The sequence below is a fragment of the Martinezella lusitana genome (assembly GCF_016901135.1).
GTDB lineage: Bacteria > Pseudomonadota > Alphaproteobacteria > Rhizobiales > Rhizobiaceae > Rhizobium > Rhizobium lusitanum_D.
In genome coordinates this window covers 345203-360649 of sequence record NZ_JAFEVL010000003.1, presented here as the reverse complement: position 1 = coordinate 360649, position 15447 = coordinate 345203, and the positions used below count along the sequence as shown (strand labels likewise).

The following is a 15447-nucleotide window of genomic DNA, read 5'->3' as shown; positions in this document are numbered from 1 at the left end:
TCGCCACCCCGAGTGGTTCTGGTAAAGCGTGAGCCGCAAAAAGTCAATGAATGAACATTGCATGCATTATACCATTATGCTACCGATAGCCATGGCGCGCTGTATTAGAGGAATGCAGCCGGCCTATACGGGAGGAAATTTCATGAGTATCCGCAACGTCCGCGGCGTCTTCGCCGTCGGCCTCGCCTGTTCTGTCGCGCTTGCGCCGGCGGCAGGTTTTGCGTCAAGCAACAAGATCGCCTTGGTACCGGGCGGTCCGCATCCTTATTTCGGCGCCTGGGAACAGGCCGAGAAGGACGCCGTCAAGGACTTCGGCATCGGTTCGGCGGAGTATAAGGTTCCGTCCGAGTGGAAATTGCAGGCGCAGACCGAACTTCTGGAAAGCCTTGCCGCGCAGGGTATCAATGCTTTCGGCTTCTTCCCCGGCGATCCGGTCGGCATCAATTCGACGATCTCCGAGTTCAAGAGCAACAACATTCCGGCGATAGCAATCGCCGGCTGCGCCCAGGATCCGACAGACACGGCTTTCTGCTTCTCGACCGATGTCTATCAGGCTGCCTATGTCGGCACGAAATCGCTCATTCAGGCCATGGGCGGCAAGGGTGCCATCGTTCATCTTGCCGGTCTTCTTGTCGATCCGAACACGACGCTGCGTGAGCAAGCGGTTGAAAAGGCCGTTGCCGAAACGAACGGCGCGGTGACGCTGTTGCAGACCGTCGGCGATACCGATGACCAGGAGAAGGGCGACCAGAAGGTCAATGCGCTCCTTGCCTCCAAGAAGGATCAAATCGGCGGCATCATCACAACGGCCTACATCTCATCCGTCGTCACCGCAAAGGCGCTGCGAAACCTCGGAGACAAGCGGATCAAGATGGTCGGTATCGACGACGACAAAATCGTGTTGGACGGGATTCGCGATGGTTTCGTGTCAGGGACGGTTGGCCAGAACCCCTATGGCCAAGCCTATATCGGCACCTATGCTCTCGACTTGCTTGCCAGCGGATGCGCAGCCAAACCGGACGCTCCGTGGATCAAGACGCCGCAGACTGCGCATTTCATCGATTCGGGCACCGTTTTCGTCTCGTCTGCCAATGTCGATACCTACAAGGATGACCTGAAGGCGCTGAGCCACAAGATGCAGGCGTCCTTCAAGGACACGTATCTCTCCTGCAAATGACTGAAAGAGGCGTGCGATTCCTGCCGCGGGATCGCACGCTTATTCGACCCCGGATCAAAACAGAGACAGAAGCAGGATGTCCACGCCAGAAGTCGCCACGGGCCAACCAAAGAGCGCGCGTCCCCTCAGCATTCTCATGCGTGGATCGACCCAGCTCGGCCTTCTCCTGATCCTCATTGTGATGTGGATCTTTTTCTCCAGCCTTTCCGCCGGGTTCTTGTCGCGGTTCAACCTGAATTCGCTCTTCCGCTCCGTTGCGGTCGACGTTGTTGTCGGTTTCGCCCAAATGGTGGTTCTCGCGACCGGGGGGATGAACTTGTCCGTGGGCGCAATCGGTGTCTGCACCGTGATGGTGAGCGGATATTTGCTGCAGGTCATTGGACTGCCCTTGCCCATCGCGATCATCTTGACGCTGGCGGCCGGTGGTGCTCTTGGTTGGCTCAACGGCTTTGCAATCGCGCGCACCGGCGTGAACAGCTTTGTGGTAACGCTGGCAAGCGCAAGCCTGTTTTCAGGCGGCATGCTGATTTTGACCAAGGGCGTACCGCTCAATGGCCTGCCCCCCGCACTTGGCCTTTTTGGGCGAACCAGTTTCGGGCCTGTCCCCGCGCTTGTATTTGTCGCGCTCGCCATCGGCGCGCTCCTCTATTTTCTCTTTACCCACACGACCTTCGGTCGGCAGATCCTGGCCGTCGGCGCCAGTGCGCGCGCTGCCGAAATGTCGGGAATTGCGGTCAGCCGTGTCATCATTCGCGTACACGTCCTCTCAGGCGTCCTGGCAGCCTGCGCGGGCTTGATGCTGACCGCGCGCCTGGCTGCGGCGATGCCGTCCGTTGCCGGCGACGACTGGTTGCTTCCGTCGTTCCTGGCACCCGTTATCGGTGGCACTGCTCTTTCCGGGGGCATGGTGTCGGTGGTTGGCACCGTTCTTGGCGCGCTTCTTGTCGCGACGATCCGCAGTGGCCTGCTCGTTCTGCAGATCGGGGGCTTCTGGTTGCAGCTGTTCCTGGGCATCTTCCTGCTCGGCGCCATTCTCCTTGAACGCTACCGTGCAGCCCTTGCCCTGCGCCAACAGACGAGGCACGCATGAATCGGTTCCTGTCCCTGGCTGTCCGAACCCAGTGGTCCGGCATTTTTGCAGCCGTTCTCATTGGTATCGCAGCGCTTTCGTTAAGCGCGCCGGCTTTTCTGACGGAGTTTAATTGGTTCGTCCTGCTGCGCAGCATCTGCGTGTCGCTTCTCGTCGCCTTCAGCCAAATGGTGATGTTGGGAGTGGGGCAGCTCAATCTTTCCGTCGGGGCGCTCGGCGGGCTTATCGCGATCGTCACTGGCGGCCTCATGGAAGCCTGGGGTTGGCCAACCGTGCCCGCGGTTTTGGCAGCACTTGGCGTCGGAGCCGCCGCAGGTTGCCTGAACGGCTGGCTGACAGTCCGCACCGGCATCAATGGTTTCATTGTGACGCTTGCGACAGCCTCCGCTTTTACCGGTATCAATCTCGGCATCACTCAAGCGGTTCCCTTCTACAATTTGCCAGCGGATTTCGTCGCATTCGGCAATGGGCGGCTGGGCCTTTTCCCGCTGCTGCTCATCGTTCCGATCATTGTGACGGTGCTGCTGGTGATCTTTTTTGCAAGGACCGTACAAGGCCGCTATCTGCTCGCAGTCGGAGGCAATAGCCACGCCGCCGAATTGTCGGGAATTTCTGTAAGTCGGGCGATCATGTTCGCCCATACGCTCTCCGGCCTCCTGGCTGCGGCGGCGGGCGTGCTCGCCGTGGCGCAACTCGGGTCGGCGCAGCCGACGATCGGCGCGGACTGGTTGGTCATTTCTTTCGCCGCACCGATCATTGGCGGCGCGAGTCTCGCGGGCGGCGCGATCTCGATCACCGGCACGGTGATTGCCGTGCTCCTGGTCGGTCTCATCCAGAATGCGATGGTGCTGCTTGCCGTCGATCCCTATTGGGTGACGTTCCTGCTCGGGGCTTTGATCCTCATTGCGGTCTGGATCAATCGCTACCGGGCAGTTCGGGTGGGAGAAGACTGACATGCCGCTTATCCTGGATCATGTCGAAAAGTCGTTTCCGGGCGTCCGCGCATTGAAGGGCGCCTCGCTTTCGCTCGTGCCCGGCGAGGTGCATGCCCTCATGGGTGAAAACGGCGCCGGCAAGTCGACGCTGATCAAGATCATCACCGGCGTCTACCGACCGGATGAAGGGACGGTCGCGCTCGATGGCAAACCGCTTTTCCTGTCATCCCCACGTGATGCCATCGCCCTTGGAATTTCTGCCGTTCATCAGGAGCGCAACCTTATTCCGCGGTTCTCCGTCGCCGATAACATCCTTCTTGAAGGCATGCCGGTCAAGAACGGTCTGATCGACGTCAAGACCGCATATGCGGAGGCGCGCAAGCATCTGAAGATGGTCGGGCTGGACGTCGATCCAGCCATCGAAGTGCGCCGGCTCAGCGTGGCGCAGATGCAGATGGTGGAAATTGCCAAGGCGCTGAGCCACGAGGCGAAAGTCCTGCTCCTCGATGAACCGACGGCGTCGATCACCGATGCCGAAAGCGAGACGCTGTTCCGTTTGGTACGACAATTGCGCGACCGCGGCACCGCGATCCTGTTCGTGAGCCATAAGCTTGAAGAGGTGCTGGCGCTCTGCGACCGCATAACCGTGCTGCGTGACGGCGAAACAACTCTTGCCGGCGCCCCGATGGCGACCATGACCAGACAGAGGCTGATCGAAGCCATGATCGGGCGCGCGGAGCGTCCGGTAATTGCGCGCACCGGTCGTCCACAGGCCGGAACGCCGAAACTCGAGGTGCGTAACGTCTCCACGGCTGCCGGCCACGAGCGGATCAGCTTCAAGATCCAGCGCGGGGAGATCGTCGGCATTTACGGTCTCGTCGGCGCCGGCAGAACCGAATTTGCCCGCGCCCTTTTGGGCAAGGAACGACTGACGGCAGGCGAAGTGCTGATCGATGGAAAATCGGTCAAAATCCGCTCCGTCGAAGAGGCGATCAAACGGTTCCGGCTCGGCTATGTCAGCGAAGACCGCAAGCATGAAGGCGTCGTGCTCGGTCATTCAATTCGAACGAATGTGGCGATGACGGTTTGGGATCGGATCGCCGGTCGCCTGGGCTTTCTGACTGCACGCGCCGAACGGCAGGTCGCCGCGCCGCTCGCCGCTCGCCTCGAAATCCGCACGCCAAATCTCGAGCAACTGGTCGGCAATCTGTCGGGCGGCAATCAGCAGAAGGTTTCGCTTGCCAAATGGCTAGCCGCCGATGTCGACCTCCTCATCGTCGACGAGCCGACGGTCGGGATCGATATCAAAGCGAAAGCTTATATCCACGAGCTTCTCAACGGCTTGGCAGACAATGGTATGTCGGTCCTGCTGATCTCCAGCGACATGCCCGAAATGATCGGCCTCGCGGACCGCATTCTTATCATGCATGACTTCAAGATCGTCCATGAGCATCTCAACGACCGACGCTATGACGTTGCAAGCGTCGCCATCATCGCGGCCATTCATGCCGCTGAATCTCCGGCATGAGACCTGCCGGTCACCCGCGATAAAGTGAGACCAGGTGCTACGAAGGGTCCGCGCCTTCGATGAAGGCTCGCAACACGGCGTCGAGATGAACCCTCATCAGCCGGCTTGCCGCTTTGGCATCGCGCCTCGCGATGGCGTCATAGATCGCCTGATGCTCCCTGGCTGTCTTGACCGGTCGGTCAGGCCCGACGAGCAATTCTTCGAACCGGCGAAACAGTGGTTTTGCCCTGAATTCCCAAAGCGACGAGACCAGGACCTGATAGGCTGGATTGCCGCTTGCACGGGCAATTTCGATGTGAAATTTTCGATCGCCATCGCGATACTGAACGGCCCTGGCGGTGGGCGCCTGGGACTGAAGTTGCATCGCCTGTCGCATGCGCTCGAGGTGCTCTTCGGTATGATTGATGGCGGCCATCTCCGCGGTCTTCGGTTCAACCCAGCGACGGGCTTCCATCACCTGGATAGGCCCAATATCGACGATCGGCTCTTCATCCTCCAACACCTGAGGGCTATAGCCCGGCTGCGATGCGTCCAGCACTTGAACGCCGTGGCCATGGCGGATCGAGACGCGGCCGACCATCTCCAGCGCGATCAATGCTTCGCGGACCGTGGTTCTGCTGACGCCCAATTGCTCGGCAAGCTCCCGTTCGGCCGGCAGGAAACTGCCGACAGGAAACAGGCCCTGATCGATGCGCGTCGTCAGCAGATCGGCGATCCGCCGGTATAGCCGCACGGATTCGATTTGGGGGAGCCGAGTGTCGGTCGGCCGATCCGCGTCGGTGGCGCTCAGCTTGGCGGTGCGTTTCATCGTCTCTCCCGAGAGCTTGTGATCCCACGCGGATGGACGCGCGAGTCTTGCTGATATGCTCACATCGTAATAACAGCAAATCCCGAGAACAAGCCAAGCCCGTTTCGCCGGCCAGTCTCATTGTCGGCCGCGGCCGATGCTTGGCGCTCCACGCCTCACGCCGCCTCGCGGGAAACCACCTCCAGCAGGCTGCGCTTGTCGAATTCGATGCTGGCCCGATCGGCGACGATCATCCCATTGCGCATGCAGACGATTCGGTCGGCAATACCCAAGAGTTCTTCGAGATCGGACGACGTGACGCAAATCGCCAGACCCTTGTCGGCAAGAGAGCGGATCAAGCCATGAATTGCCGCCTTTGCGCTGACATCGACGCCACGGGTGAAGTCGCTGAGCAACAGCACCTGAGGTCTTGCCTCGAGGCACCGCCCAAGCAGAACGCGCTGCTGGTTGCCTCCGGAGAGGCTGGCGACAGCATTTCTAAGAGCGCTTCCGCGAACTCCAACCTGCTGCAAGCGTTCGACAGCGATCCGCTCCAGGCGCAATCTGCTGAGCAGCTTGAATGGCTGCATCCTGGCAACGACAGCGGCTGCAATGTTGTTTGCAACGCTATTGTCCAGCCACAGACCATCGAGCTTTCGATCCGGCGGCATGTAGACGACACCCCTCGCAATCGCCTGCAGCGGGTTCTTGAACGTGACCTGCCGGCCATCGACGACAATGCGAGCCGAGGTTTGGATGATACCGCCGAAGGCCTCCAGCGCTCGCGATACACCCGATCCCTCCAATCCGGCCAGGCCGACGACCTCTCCGGGGCTTAGTGAGAAATCGATCTTTGCGAAGCCGGGCAGGGGGCCTGAAAATGCCAGCGCCGTTCGCTCTTCGGATCGCCGTGACGGTCGTGGCTTTTCCTCCGCGAGTTGCCCGACCATGGCGTGCGTAATGAAGCTGATGTCGGTGTCACGGGTGTGCCAGCTTCCGACGAGACGGCCATCTCTCAGCACGGTGATCCGGTCGGTCAGCGCAAGGACTTCGTCCAGCCGGTGCGAAACAAATATCACGGCCGCATCATTGGCGACGATCGCGCGAATGGCCTCGAAAAGCCCCGCAGCTTCCGGCTGGGATAGCGAAGACGTTGGCTCATCCAATATAAGGACCCGCCCGCCTGCGCAAAGCGCCCGCCCGATCTCCACCAGTTGTTGATGAGACAAGGGCAGGTCACCGACCCTGGCGCGCAGGTCGACCCGAGCGCTCAGCCGCTGTAAGACCTCATCCACCTGTCGACGCCGCCGACGCGCCGAGATCCAGGCGAAAGGCGCCTTCGGCAGAACGCTTGCGTAGATATTTTCCTCGACGGAGCGGTCCGGAAACAGCATCAGTTCCTGATGCACAACCATCAGACCTGCACGCCGGGAGGCTGTCAGCGAGCCGAGCGCTACGGGAAGACCAGCGACGGTCAGACTGCCGCTGTCCGGGGGTAGGGCCCCGGATAGCACACCGATCAATGTCGACTTGCCCGCGCCGTTTGCGCCCAGCAGCCCATGAACTTCGCCGGCCTGTACGTTCAACGAAACGTCGTCGAGCGCCTGAAAGGCGGCGAAGCGCTTGGAAATGCTCCTCGCATCGAGAAGGGGTGAGTCAGCGCCGATCATCCGCGGAACCGGGCCTCGCGCTCGAGATACGCGGCGACATTGTCCTTGGTGACGATTTCGTTGGCCACGTAGTAGTTGCCACCCGGTAGAGTGAGTTTGGGAGCCCCGAGCACGGTGCGCTGATAGCCGTACATGATGGGCAGGTATCCCTGCAGATAGGGTTGCTGACCAACTGTCGCGTCGATGTGGCCGTCGCGGATAAGTTCCAAGGTCTGGTACAACAGGTCGGTGCCGACGATTGGCAGTTTGTGCCCTTGATTTTTACGCACGAGCCCTGCAGCGGCCGTGTCGGGGCCGCAGAGCGGCATGACGGCGGCCAGATCGGGATGGGCGCGCAAAATGTCCTGCATCGTGCCCAATTCGCTCGCCATGTCAGCCGGATTGGTGTTGTAGACGCCGACATCGTCCAGGCCACCTTGCTTGACGCCCTGCCGCGCACCCTGGATGCGTTGATCCAGGCCGAGCGAGCCTGGAGCGCAGTTGGTCATCGCGACCTTACCCTTGCCTCCGGCCAGCTTGGCCAGCAATTGCCCCTGCACGACTGCTGCGCCGACAAGATCCTGTCCGAAATAGAGCTCGCGGCTGCTGCTGGGCGCGTCGTTATTGGCCGTCAGCACCAGCACGCCCTGTTGCATGGCTTTCTTGATGGGTGCGACCCAGGCGTCCGGCTCGAAGGAGATCACGACGATGACCGAATAGCCGGTATTGGCAAGCTGCTGAAACTGGGCGATCTGGTTGACGGTGTTGCCATCAGGCACGCCGGTCCAAAGCATGTCGATGCCAAGCTGTGCCGCAGCGTCCTCGGCGCCTGCCTTTGTCGGCGCAAAATAGGGGTTGGTGGTCCCGGCGCAGGATACGGCCATCTTGATCGGCTGCTTGTGATAGGATTGCACCCAGCCTTTCCAGTCGTCAGCCGCATGCGCCGTGCCGGCGCCGGCAAACGCTCCGGCTGCGCCAGCGGCGGCCGTCAGGCCGACGAGCTTGCCGAACTGCCGGCGGCCGAGCATCCCTGAATTTTTGGAATTGGTCATGTCTCTACTCCCTCTTTGAGATTTCCGCCTGCTCTCTCCTCAGGCGTTGCGTGAAGTGTCTTTTCTGTTGGTGGCCCAGGTAAGCGTCATGGCGGCGATCAAGACCAAGCCGGCTACGCCCTGCGTCCAATTGGGCGAAACACCCCACAACACGATAAGATTCTGGATGATGCCGATGACGCAAAGGCCGAGAAGCACGCCGAGGATCGATCCGCGTCCACCGGTCAGCTTGACGCCGCCGATGATGGTCGCCGCAAGCACGCTCAACTCGTAGCCCGTTCCGGCCGTCGGTCCGGCCGTATCAAGATAGGCGACCGAACAGATACCCGACACGGCGGCCATCAGTCCGGAAAACGTCAACACCAGAATGCGCGTGCGCTCTACCTTGAAGCCAACCAGATAGGCGGCGCGCGGATTGCTGCCGATAGCGAGCAGGCGATAGCCGGAGGACGTCCATCGCAAGGCAAATTCGCTGATGATGGAGACAATCAGGAAGAGTATCGTGATGTAGGATATCTGTGCCACCGCGCCTTGGCCGAACCAATCGAAGAAGACCGGAAGCTCCGGCAGGCCACCGACCGGCGAGCCATTGGCAAGTGCCAAGGCGATGGCGCGATAGATGCCAAGTGTGGCGAGCGTGACGACAACGGCCGGCACCTTGATCGCTTGCGCCACGGCGCCGTTGATCAATCCGCAGGCAACTCCGACCAGCAACGTCGCCGCGACGGCGGCGGCGAGCGGATATCCGTTTTTCACCAGCAACGCCATCACGACCGCACAGAGCCCGAATGTCGAGCCGACAGAGATATCAATCTCGCCGGCCATCAAGGTCAGTCCCACGCCGATACACAAAAAACCGAGGAAGGTGATGTTCTGCAGAACCCCGGCGAGGTTGGTGAAGGTCAGGAAATAGGGGTTCGTGCATGCGCCGATGACCACGAACAGCGCCAGGGCCAAGACGATTCCCAATTCGTCGAAATTCAGCCGTCGCCAAGATCGATGGCCTTCCCCGTCATGCTTCACATCCGTCATATCCGTCATGTCTTCCCGGTTTCCTCCCAGGCCCTTCATTTTGGTCTAATGGTTCAGTGGTCCAGCCATTTGACTCTTAAGTTCGCGTCTTGTCTTTGTCAAACGCTGGCGTTCGACGCGTGCACATGGTGAAATCAAGTCAATGACAGGGAGACCCACATGAGTAAGCCGACGCGCACGTTCATCGACGGAGGATGGACCGGTTAGGGCCGGTCCTCATCACTCGCCGGATAGAGCAGCCCTTCGAGCACGAGGCCGCTGTTACCGAATGAGGATCGGGCGGATCCACGAGCCGGTCGCGCCGGTGATCTTGATCGGCAACGCCACGAACAGGCCCTCAAAAACTCCCCTTGCGGACAGGTCTTCGAGAAAGACGTTCTCGATCAGATGGACACCGCGATGAACCAGCATCGCGACATGCGTGGTATTCGCTGGATCGGCGAAGGGCAGGGGCTCGGTGCCGGTCGTATCGGTGCATAATACCGACATGCCGGCTTCATAGAGCCAAATCGCCGCGTCGCGTCCAACCCCCGGTTCAGCTGCTTGAAACGCGGCCTCGTCTCCAAAGTCCTGAATCTTGCCCGTCCGCACCAAAACGATGTCGCCCTTCCTGATGGCGAGCCCGGTCCGGTCGAGTTCCTGGCGTATATCCTCGACCGTCACCTCGTAGCGGTCGGGCAATCGTGCGAGGCCTTTCAATGCGGGAATGTCGAGCAAGATGCCACGCCCGACGATCGGTGGAACCGTTTCGATCCCGTGACGCTTCCAGCCACGGTCATCGCGCGAAGATGCTGCGGTATGGCCGCCGTAGATCTCGCCCTTGTCCTGGATATGGACGAAGGCATCGATATGCGTGCTGATGTGCAGCGGGCCATGAATTGCTTCCAGGCAATATTGGAACGGGGAGGCTGCGCCGGTCACTTCCGGCGTGTGGGTCATGGCCATCGAGAAGCGGACGAAGTCCGGATTGTGCGGAATGGTGGAATCGATCGGAAGGCCGAGATCGAAGATTTCGCCGGCCGCGGCAAGTCCCAGAGCGGATTTCACCGTTTGCGGCCCAATCCTCGACAAAGCTCCGATGGCATCGACGCTACGGTCTGGTTCATGCTGTGGTTTAGTCATGTCGCGCTCCTTTCGTTCGATAACTGGACGAGCGACAGGACGGTCGCGTCGAGAGTGCCAGGTAGGCGAACGGTTTGACCAAGTTCCATTATCCTCAAACGACGGCTGAAGGCGGGATACGCGCCTTCATGAAATCGGGTCGTGCCGCATGCTCCGTGATGTGGACGCGCTGCGGGATGGCCGGCCCGGATCGCTTGCTCAGCAGGCTTTGCTGTAATCGGCTATCGCCTGCTCCGTCAGCGTGCAGCCGGCGCCTGGAGCTTCGGGGCGAACATAGAATCCTCCCTCGACGCGGATGGGCTCGACGAAGCAGTCCTTGATCCAGGGAATGTATTCGAGCATCGACGTCGCCGGGTGCCAGTATGAAAGATGGACGTGGACCTGGCCCATGTCGCCGACATGGGCAACGACCGGCAGCCGGTGCGAATGGGCGTTGTGCGCCACCTGAATATATTCGGTAATGCCGGCAAGCCGCGTCACATCCGGCTGAACAAATTCGACGGCGGCGGCATCAATGAAGCTGCTGAAGGCTTCGGCTGTATAAAGCTGCTCGCCCAGGGCAATCGGGATCGAGGTCGACTGTGCAAGGGCCGCGTGCGACCTGATATCGTCATACCACATGGGCTCTTCGAACCAGAAGACATCCAGCGCCTCCGCCCGTGCGCAAAAGCGCTGGCAAGTGGGCAAGTCCCACTTGCCATTGGCATCCACCGCAATGGTGACGTTGGGGCCGACCGCGTGGCGCACCGCCTCGAAGCGGTCGATGTCGATCATCGGATCGGCATGTCCGACCTTGATCTTGAGACGTCGAAAGCCATCATGTTCGATCGTGCGCTTGCATCCATCCACCAGCTTGTCCTTGGACATCGAAAGCCAGCCGATATCGGTGTTGTAAGCTTCGAGCTTGTCCACCGTCGCGCCGCCGAGCAGTTTCCATAGGGGCAGGCCAGCCTTCTTCGCGCGCAGGTCCCACAGCGCGATGTCGATGGCCGCAAGAGCAATATGCGTGACGCCGGCACGACCAACCCATTGTATTGCCGGGTAGCGCGCGAGTTTCAGCCAAAGCCGGTCACCATCGGCGGCGTCCTCGCCCAAAAGCAAGGGTGCATAGCACCCGGAAATGCAGGAGGTGATCAGTCTGTCGGAGGCGAGGTGAGCATGCGTGCCGGTAAAGCCGTAGCCCGCCAGGCCGTCTTCCGTAACCAGTTTTACACCGACGATGCCCCAATGGCTGATGGTATGGGTTGAATCCGAGATGGAGCCCAGATTGATCGGAGCGTGCAGGATGAACGGCTCTATAGATTTGATTTTCATAACGATTCCATAGCTCGAAGACTGTGAACGATGCTTCCGCTGACCGCCGACAGCCCGGCTGAGGGTCAGGCACGTGTCGTTGAAATTGGTCCAGCCACAAGACCATTAGTCCACGCTACAGTAGATTGTCAATCGCTCCCGCCGTCCACGATCTGGAGCTTGCGCTTCGGTTCGCAAAAGCTGGTGTTGAGCGGAAATTGGAAACTTCCCTCCCAAAGGCGATAACGCGTTGACGCCGGTGAAGACAGGATCTAAACAAATAATTGTCCAGTGGCTGGACCAATATAACGGCATTCTGCCGATGCAATCGAAATCGGACGCGGTGCAAGGAGGAAGATTGTGATCAAGAGATTGAGGTTTCGCTTCATCACCATCGCCGTCGGGGAGGAAATCTTCAATGTGGTCCGCAAGGGAATGAACGACGCGGCTGCGGCGATGGAGGTCGACGTCGATCTCGTCGGAACGCGTGGCGTCGACAGCGAGGAACTCGTGCGGCTGACCCGCCAGGCCATTGCCGATGGTGTCGATGGCATCGTCCTCAATATTACCGAGAGGGACCGGTTTACAGAGGTCATCGCCGACGCCAAGGCGCGATCGATACCGGTTGTCGGCTTCAATATCGACGCCGGCAGGGGCGCGAGCGGCAATTTGAGCTATGTTGCGCAGGATCTAAGGGCGGCCGGCGAAACGCTTGGCCGACGCGCCCGCTCCGCCTTGACATCCGGGGATCGCGTCATCGCGACGCTGCATGACGATGGCGTCTGGGCGCTCGAGCAGCGCCTGGTCGGTATCCAGTCCACTCTCCGTGACCTGGATCTTCAATGGAAAATCGTCACCACCGGACAAGATCCTGCAAGGGGAGCCATGGTGCTCACCGAGGCCCTGGCGCAATTTCCGGCCCGCGCGCTTTTCGGCACGGGACAGGGCGATACCGAAGCATGCGGCCTTGCGGCGCGCGTGCTTAAGGATGCTGCTCCCTTTGTTGCCGGCTTTGACTTGTCGCCCGGTATCGTCGATCTCATCGCCGAAGGCTTCATCGCTTTCAGCATCGATCAGCAACCCTATGTCCAGGGCTTTTACCCTGTCGTGCAACTGGCTCTTTATCGGCGCTACGGATTGATGCCATCCTCAATGGATGCGGGAGCGGCTGTGATCGACAGATCGGCAGTTGAAAGCGTCAGACACTTCAGCCATCAGGCGATCCGGTGATCGCCACCTTCTCTCGTTTGCGAAAATCCAATTCAAGGTGACGTTCATGACCCTACCATCCATTGACCGCGAATTCGAAGGCAAGACCGCCTTTGTCCTTGGAGGCAGCTCGGGCATTGGTCGTGCTTCAGCCGAACTGCTCGCCGACCGCGGCGCGCGGGTCGTCATCGTCGGTCATGCCGAGGACACACTCACCGTTGCCGCTGAACTGTCCGACAACGGCAAGCGCTCGGTGATCGGCATTCATGGCGATGGCAGCGATAGCGGTTTCGTTCGCTCTGCAGTGGACCGCACCGTCTCCGAGTTCGGCAGCCTCGACATCATCATGTGCTCGGCCGCGATCCATCCCCTCGGCAATGTTGTCGAGACCGACGAGGCAACGTGGGACCGGACCTTTGCCGTCAACGTCAAGTCGATGTATTTGACCTGCCATTTTGGCGTGCCTCACATGATCGAAAGCGGCGGCGGTTCGATCATCACGGTCGCCTCCGTCCAGGCAACGTCGAACACGCCGAATGTCTGCGCTTATGCGTCCACGAAAGGCGCAATCGTCACCTTCACCCACACGCTTGCGATCGATCTGGCAAAGCACAAGATCCGCGCCAATACGATCTGCCCCGGCTCGATCATCACGCCGATGCAAGAGCATTTTGCCCGTGGCAATGGCGAAGGAAAGTCGATTGAGGACATGTACAAGGTGTTTGCCCGCCCGGTTCCGCTTCAGCGTCTTGGGGAGGCTTGGGAAATCGCCGAACTCGCTGCTTTCCTGGCGAGCCCGCGCTCGGGTTTCTGCACCGGTTCACAGTTCACGGCGGATGGTGGATTGCTCGCCGGCCTGAGGATTTTTTGAACCGAAATTGCAAGGCGTTTTTGCAGGAGGAAACAATGCGTCGCATCGACTGCCACATGCATCTCTGGACGCTCGCCATGGAGCCCTATTATTCGCTCTGGATGACGCCCGAGCTTGAGGTCCTCTATCGCGACTATAGCGTCGGCGACGCACTGCCGCTGATGGCCAAGAACGATGTCGAGGGCGTCGTGCTGGTGTCCGCAGCCAATTCAGTCCATGAGACAGCCTATCTGATGGGCCTTGCCGACGGCCACGACTTCGTTCGCGGCGTGGTGGCCTGGATCGATCTGCTTGCACCGACCCCCGCCGCCGATCTTCAAGCCTGGGCTCGGTTCAGGAAACTCAAAAGCATCCGGCCCTATTTGCAGGATCTTCCCGAGGACGACTGGATACTGAAACCAGAACTTGACCCTGCCATTCGCGCCATCATCGATCTCGGGCTGCGCTTCGACGCATTGATCAAACCGCGTCATATCCTCAACACGGTGCGCTTCATTGAACGCTACCCCGACTTGCCTGTTATCGTCGACCATATGGCCAAGCCTGAAATTGCCAATGGCGGCCTGGCGGCGTGGCGTCGCGATATGGAGCACTTCCGCGATCTCCGGCACGTTCACTGCAAGATTTCCGGCATTCTGACCGAGGATGGCCCGGATTGGACCGCCGAACGCGTCAGGCCCTATATAGAAACGGTTCTCGATATTTTCGGGCCGGATCGATTGGTGTTCGGCAGCGATTGGCCTGTCGTCAACTTGGTCGCCGACTACAGTCGCTGGATCGAGACGGTAGCGGACGCGATCCGCACATTGCCGGGGGCGGATCAGCAGAAGATCTGGGCGACAAACGGTGAGCGGTTCTACGGACTGTAACCGCTTCGAGAACGGACATGATGACAGCCGCCGTCGAACGCACCGCTATCGCAGGGGCTTTCGATCGTGCGACGGTACGGCCCTCGCCGTCGTGCTGCGGGGGCGGCTTATCGAACAATGTCATATGCTGCAGGCATGTGTTGCCGCGGGACGTCGCCGTCATCATGCAGGCTGCCAACACCGGCCTGACGGGCGGTTCGACGCCAAACGGTGACGACTACGATCGGCCGACAGCTGCATCTTGCCTTCGATCCTGACAGCGGAGACATTCTCGCATCCGAACTGACGACCGAGCACGTTGGCGACGAGACCGCGCTGCCAAGCCTTCTCGGACGTGTCGACGCACCGGTAGATCGGTTTCTGGCAGACGGCGCCTATGATGGCTCTGGCGTTTCGGATTGCCTGGCCGCCGCTTTCGGATACGAAGTCGATGTCGTCGTCCCGCCTGAACCGCATGTCCGACCTCGGACGGGCAAACTACGAGCGTGTCCGCTGACAATTTGCTGAAAGGCTAAATGCTGATTCCGATCTGATCCGTGCAACACGGTCCCTTGTGATGAAGAAATGCGAGGTGTCCTTTACGATTGACGCTCATACGACCTTGGGAAGCTCTGCAACCAGGTGATCGATGAAGGCGCGGCGTGAGAGGCATGACCACTTCGTCCTTGCCTTCTTGAGTGGCGGAGCCGCCACGTTGGAGCGATCCCGGCCCGCATCATGAAGGGCTATGCCGCCGTCGATTCCTCCCGGACATTCAGTGACACGAAGCACGAGGTCGGCGTTCTGCGCATGCCACTGAAGATCCGCCGAACCTTATTCGGCCAAACAAGACA

At 60.1% G+C, this 15447-nt stretch carries 14 protein-coding genes and 1 pseudogene; 9 read left to right on the top strand and 6 right to left on the bottom strand.

Annotation, left to right across the window (positions count from 1 at the left end; genetic code table 11):
- Positions 1–142 precede the first annotated feature (142 nt).
- From JTP94_RS02355 to JTP94_RS02340, 4 genes are all read left to right on the top strand, one after another.
- Positions 143–1177: a sugar ABC transporter substrate-binding protein gene (locus JTP94_RS02355; RefSeq protein WP_204848946.1), complete on the top strand. Its 1035-nt coding sequence runs from the start codon at positions 143–145 to the stop codon at positions 1175–1177.
- Positions 1178–1253: 76 nt separating this feature from the next.
- Complete coding sequence (locus tag JTP94_RS02350; protein ID WP_204848945.1) at positions 1254–2267, top strand: ABC transporter permease; 1014 nt, start codon at positions 1254–1256, stop codon at positions 2265–2267.
- Positions 2264–3220, top strand: coding sequence for an ABC transporter permease (locus tag JTP94_RS02345; protein ID WP_204848944.1), 957 nt, complete (start codon positions 2264–2266; stop codon positions 3218–3220). Before JTP94_RS02350 ends, JTP94_RS02345 begins: the two co-directional genes overlap by 4 nt.
- 1 nt (position 3221) lies before the next feature.
- Positions 3222–4730, top strand: coding sequence for a sugar ABC transporter ATP-binding protein (locus JTP94_RS02340; RefSeq protein ID WP_204848943.1), 1509 nt, complete (start codon positions 3222–3224; stop codon positions 4728–4730).
- A 37-nt stretch (positions 4731–4767) separates the two neighbouring features.
- Here JTP94_RS02340 and JTP94_RS02335 read toward each other — a convergent pair whose 3' ends face one another.
- The 6 genes from JTP94_RS02335 to JTP94_RS02310 all read right to left on the bottom strand — a co-directional run bounded on the left by JTP94_RS02335 (position 4768) and on the right by JTP94_RS02310 (position 11686).
- A complete protein-coding gene (locus JTP94_RS02335) occupies positions 4768–5538 on the bottom strand; it encodes a FadR/GntR family transcriptional regulator (protein WP_204848942.1) in 771 nt (256 codons plus the stop codon).
- Between the two features lie 155 nt (positions 5539–5693).
- The gene (locus JTP94_RS02330; protein WP_204848941.1) at positions 5694–7187 is read right to left on the bottom strand and encodes a sugar ABC transporter ATP-binding protein; all 1494 of its coding nucleotides are present in this window, start codon (positions 7185–7187) and stop codon (positions 5694–5696) included.
- Entirely contained in the window at positions 7184–8218 is a 1035-nt protein-coding gene (locus JTP94_RS02325) for a substrate-binding domain-containing protein (RefSeq protein ID WP_204848940.1), read from the bottom strand. The genes JTP94_RS02330 and JTP94_RS02325 overlap by 4 nt, the downstream gene beginning before the upstream one ends.
- Positions 8219–8257: 39 nt before the next feature.
- Complete coding sequence (locus JTP94_RS02320; protein WP_204848939.1) at positions 8258–9259, bottom strand: ABC transporter permease; 1002 nt, start codon at positions 9257–9259, stop codon at positions 8258–8260.
- A 252-nt stretch (positions 9260–9511) separates the two neighbouring features.
- Positions 9512–10372 (bottom strand): cyclase family protein, encoded by an 861-nt coding sequence (locus tag JTP94_RS02315; RefSeq protein WP_204848938.1) that lies wholly within the window; start codon positions 10370–10372, stop codon positions 9512–9514.
- A 198-nt stretch (positions 10373–10570) separates the two neighbouring features.
- Positions 10571–11686: a mandelate racemase/muconate lactonizing enzyme family protein gene (locus tag JTP94_RS02310; RefSeq protein WP_204848937.1), complete on the bottom strand. Its 1116-nt coding sequence runs from the start codon at positions 11684–11686 to the stop codon at positions 10571–10573.
- A gap of 339 nt (positions 11687–12025) precedes the next feature.
- Here JTP94_RS02310 and JTP94_RS02305 point away from each other — a divergent pair, with 339 nt between their 5' ends.
- The 5 genes and pseudogenes from JTP94_RS02305 (at position 12026) to JTP94_RS02290 (ending at position 15121) form a co-directional block, all read left to right on the top strand.
- Positions 12026–12895: a substrate-binding domain-containing protein gene (locus JTP94_RS02305; RefSeq protein WP_204848936.1), complete on the top strand. Its 870-nt coding sequence runs from the start codon at positions 12026–12028 to the stop codon at positions 12893–12895.
- A 46-nt stretch (positions 12896–12941) separates the two neighbouring features.
- Positions 12942–13745 (top strand): SDR family NAD(P)-dependent oxidoreductase, encoded by an 804-nt coding sequence (locus JTP94_RS02300; protein ID WP_204848935.1) that lies wholly within the window; start codon positions 12942–12944, stop codon positions 13743–13745.
- A 35-nt stretch (positions 13746–13780) separates the two neighbouring features.
- Positions 13781–14614 (top strand): amidohydrolase, encoded by an 834-nt coding sequence (locus JTP94_RS02295; RefSeq protein ID WP_204848934.1) that lies wholly within the window; start codon positions 13781–13783, stop codon positions 14612–14614.
- Positions 14592–14841 (top strand): annotated as a pseudogene (locus tag JTP94_RS35300) (hypothetical protein); the annotation flags it as partial. The gene JTP94_RS02295 and the pseudogene JTP94_RS35300, both read left to right, overlap by 23 nt.
- Complete coding sequence (locus JTP94_RS02290; RefSeq protein ID WP_409456575.1) at positions 14825–15121, top strand: transposase; 297 nt, start codon at positions 14825–14827, stop codon at positions 15119–15121. The pseudogene JTP94_RS35300 and the gene JTP94_RS02290, both read left to right, overlap by 17 nt.
- Positions 15122–15447 lie beyond the last annotated feature (326 nt).

Coding starts and splice junctions, on each gene's coding strand:
- JTP94_RS02325 (WP_204848940.1), bottom strand. CDS start 8,218: ATGACCAATTCCAAAAATTCAGGGATGCTCGGCCGCCGGCAGTTCGGC.
- JTP94_RS02300 (WP_204848935.1), top strand. CDS start 12,942: ATGACCCTACCATCCATTGACCGCGAATTCGAAGGCAAGACCGCCTTT.
- JTP94_RS02330 (WP_204848941.1), bottom strand. CDS start 7,187: ATGATCGGCGCTGACTCACCCCTTCTCGATGCGAGGAGCATTTCCAAG.
- JTP94_RS02335 (WP_204848942.1), bottom strand. CDS start 5,538: ATGAAACGCACCGCCAAGCTGAGCGCCACCGACGCGGATCGGCCGACC.
- JTP94_RS02345 (WP_204848944.1), top strand. CDS start 2,264: ATGAATCGGTTCCTGTCCCTGGCTGTCCGAACCCAGTGGTCCGGCATT.
- JTP94_RS02350 (WP_204848945.1), top strand. CDS start 1,254: ATGTCCACGCCAGAAGTCGCCACGGGCCAACCAAAGAGCGCGCGTCCC.
- JTP94_RS02295 (WP_204848934.1), top strand. CDS start 13,781: ATGCGTCGCATCGACTGCCACATGCATCTCTGGACGCTCGCCATGGAG.
- JTP94_RS02310 (WP_204848937.1), bottom strand. CDS start 11,686: ATGAAAATCAAATCTATAGAGCCGTTCATCCTGCACGCTCCGATCAAT.
- JTP94_RS02315 (WP_204848938.1), bottom strand. CDS start 10,372: ATGACTAAACCACAGCATGAACCAGACCGTAGCGTCGATGCCATCGGA.
- JTP94_RS02355 (WP_204848946.1), top strand. CDS start 143: ATGAGTATCCGCAACGTCCGCGGCGTCTTCGCCGTCGGCCTCGCCTGT.
- JTP94_RS02340 (WP_204848943.1), top strand. CDS start 3,222: ATGCCGCTTATCCTGGATCATGTCGAAAAGTCGTTTCCGGGCGTCCGC.
- JTP94_RS02320 (WP_204848939.1), bottom strand. CDS start 9,259: ATGACGGATATGACGGATGTGAAGCATGACGGGGAAGGCCATCGATCT.